Source organism: Nocardia higoensis NBRC 100133 (genome assembly GCF_000308595.1).
GTDB classification, from domain to species: Bacteria; Actinomycetota; Actinomycetes; order Mycobacteriales; family Mycobacteriaceae; genus Nocardia; species Nocardia higoensis.
This window is the reverse complement of record NZ_BAGA01000160.1, coordinates 1-2,069: the sequence shown is the minus strand read 5'-3', so window position 1 is coordinate 2,069 and position 2,069 is coordinate 1. Positions and strand designations below refer to the sequence as shown.

The 2,069-nt window shown below is 71.0% G+C and carries 4 protein-coding genes; all 4 read left to right on the top strand.

The features are described 5' to 3' along the window. On the top strand, nt 1-545 hold a 545-nt coding region (locus ON26_RS27300; RefSeq protein WP_040800455.1), incomplete at its 5' end, for a dTMP kinase. Then, the gene (locus ON26_RS27295; RefSeq protein WP_040800453.1) at nt 542-1,387 is read left to right on the top strand and encodes a hypothetical protein; all 846 of its coding nucleotides are present in this window, start codon (nt 542-544) and stop codon (nt 1,385-1,387) included. The genes ON26_RS27300 and ON26_RS27295, both read left to right, overlap by 4 nt. Then, nucleotides 1,384-1,635, top strand: coding sequence for an acyl carrier protein (locus ON26_RS27290; protein WP_040800451.1), 252 nt, complete (start codon nt 1,384-1,386; stop codon nt 1,633-1,635). The genes ON26_RS27295 and ON26_RS27290 overlap by 4 nt, the downstream gene beginning before the upstream one ends. Then, nucleotides 1,632-2,069, top strand: a 438-nt coding sequence (locus tag ON26_RS27285; protein WP_157172023.1) for an AMP-binding protein, incomplete at its 3' end; no start/stop codon positions are given. The genes ON26_RS27290 and ON26_RS27285, both read left to right, overlap by 4 nt.

Below are 2,069 nucleotides of genomic sequence, written 5' to 3'. Positions count from 1 at the left end.
AATTCGAGGCGCAAGGCCAGACCGTGGCCGCGGTGACGATCTGGGATGCCTTCCTCGATCCGAAGGTGTCCTCGAAGCTGCCGTGGCGCAGGCCTTCCGAGATCTACGGCTATCTCGAGATGCTCTCGCCGCTGAGCCGGGCGCACTTCCTGTTCCACGCCATGCAGCTGTCGCTGGATCTCGCGGCCGCACGCGGCGCGGACATCGTGCTGGCCAACGCGTATTGGTACAAGTACTACGCCACCGAGGTCGCGCACGGCGGCGACCCGGCGGTGCTGCGTCGGTTGACGGCCGGATTCCCGGAGCCGGATCGCACCTTCTACCTCGCGGTCACCCCGGCGGACGCGCTGGGGCGCAAACAGATGCGCAGCGACTACGAGAGCGGCTACGGCGACGAACGGGCTTTCCTGGACTTCCAGCAGCGCAGCCACGAGGCGCTGGACGCGCTCTCCCGGGAACTGGGCTGGGTGCGCCTCGACGGCACCGCGGCTCCCGCCGAACTCACCGAGGCCGTGCTGGCCCAGCTGCGCGAGGACGACCGATGACCCGCCGGATCGCCGTGGTCGGCATCGACGGCGCGGGCAAGTCCTCGATCATGGCGCGCCTGCGCGAGCTGGCGCCCGCCGCCGATCCCGCCGCGTTCGCCTCGATGACCTGCCCGGACTTCCACAACACCCGGGATGTTCCGCTCACGGAGCTGTCCAGGCAGCTCAAGGCTTTCAGCGTCGGCTGCGACGAGATCTCCAGTGTGGAGATGAAGGCCACGGCGATGTACCTGCAGATGACGCTGTTCGGTCCGGTGGAGCGCCATTTCCTCGACACCTGGTCGCCGGACGTGCTGGTGTTCGAGCGGCATCCGCTGATCGAGTTGCTCGTCTACGGCCCGCTCTACGTCGCACTGGCCGGACCCGAGTGGAACGGCCACGACCGCGAACACGAGATCGCCGAGGTGCTCGAACGGCACGAGCCGGGCACCTTCGACACCATCCTGGCCTGGCAGCGCGCCCAGGCCGCCAGGCTCGGCAGCGATCCCGACATCTGGCGGCTGCTGTCGGAGATCGCCGATCTGGTCGGGCGCGAGGTGAGCGCGTCGATCGACGGATTCGCCGCCCGGTTCCGCACGACGCTGCCGGACGCGGTGCTGTGGCTGGACACCCCGCCCGAGCAGGCCGCGGCTCGCTGCACCGCGCGCTCGGGCACCGGCCCGAAGGAGGCGCACGAGACATCGGAACGCCTCGGCGCGCTGCGCGAGGGCTACCTGCGGGTGCGCGACACCCTCGCGGTCGCCTTCCCCGAGGTGGGCTTCCACCGCATCGACACCGGTGACGGCGTCGACCTCGAAGAGTCGGTGCGCGCCTGCATCAGGGAAGGGAAGTTGTTCGGATGACCCCCGACATCCGCTCCGCCGCCGAGATCGAGTCGCGGGTGCGCGCCATCGTCGGCGAGGTGCTGTGGGTGGCCGCCGACGAGATCGACCCGGCCACCCGCATGGTCGACTACGGCCTGGACTCCCCGACCGCCATCGAATTGACCATCCAGCTCGAGCGCGCGTTCGGGATCGACATCCCCGAAGACGCCGCGGCGGGGCTGAACACGGTCGCCGACATCGTCGCCTACCTGCGGGAGGAAATGTGACCCCTGCCCTATCCGTCCCCTACCCGAGCATCGTGCACGCGCTGTTCGCCCACGCCGACCGCGGGTCCGACGCGGCGTCCACGATCTTCGTCCCCGATCGGGGCGCTGATCCCGCCGATGCCGATATCCGTTGGCGTCACGACGATCTCGCGCCCGCCGCCTGCCGCGCGGCGACCGTTCTCGCCGAGGCCGGGGTCGCGCCGGGCGATCGGGTGCTGCTGGCACTGCCGACCTCGCCGGATTTCCTGACCGCCTTCTTCGGCGCGCTCGTGCTCGGCGCCGTACCGACCGCCGCCGCCCCGCCCGGCGGTTTCGGATCCGCCGAGGTCTTCCGGAACCGGGTGCGAGCGCTGCTCGACTACCTGCGGCCGGCCGCGGTCATCGCGCCGGGCGCCGCCCTCGCGGCCGCGTCCCTGCCCGCCGGCGTCGCCGCG

What these genes read in the sequence shown, in the direction of transcription:
- ON26_RS27290 (WP_040800451.1), top strand. Translation starts at nt 1,384, where the DNA reads ATGACCCCCGACATCCGCTCCGCCGCCGAGATCGAGTCGCGGGTGCGC.
- ON26_RS27295 (WP_040800453.1), top strand. Translation starts at nt 542, where the DNA reads ATGACCCGCCGGATCGCCGTGGTCGGCATCGACGGCGCGGGCAAGTCC.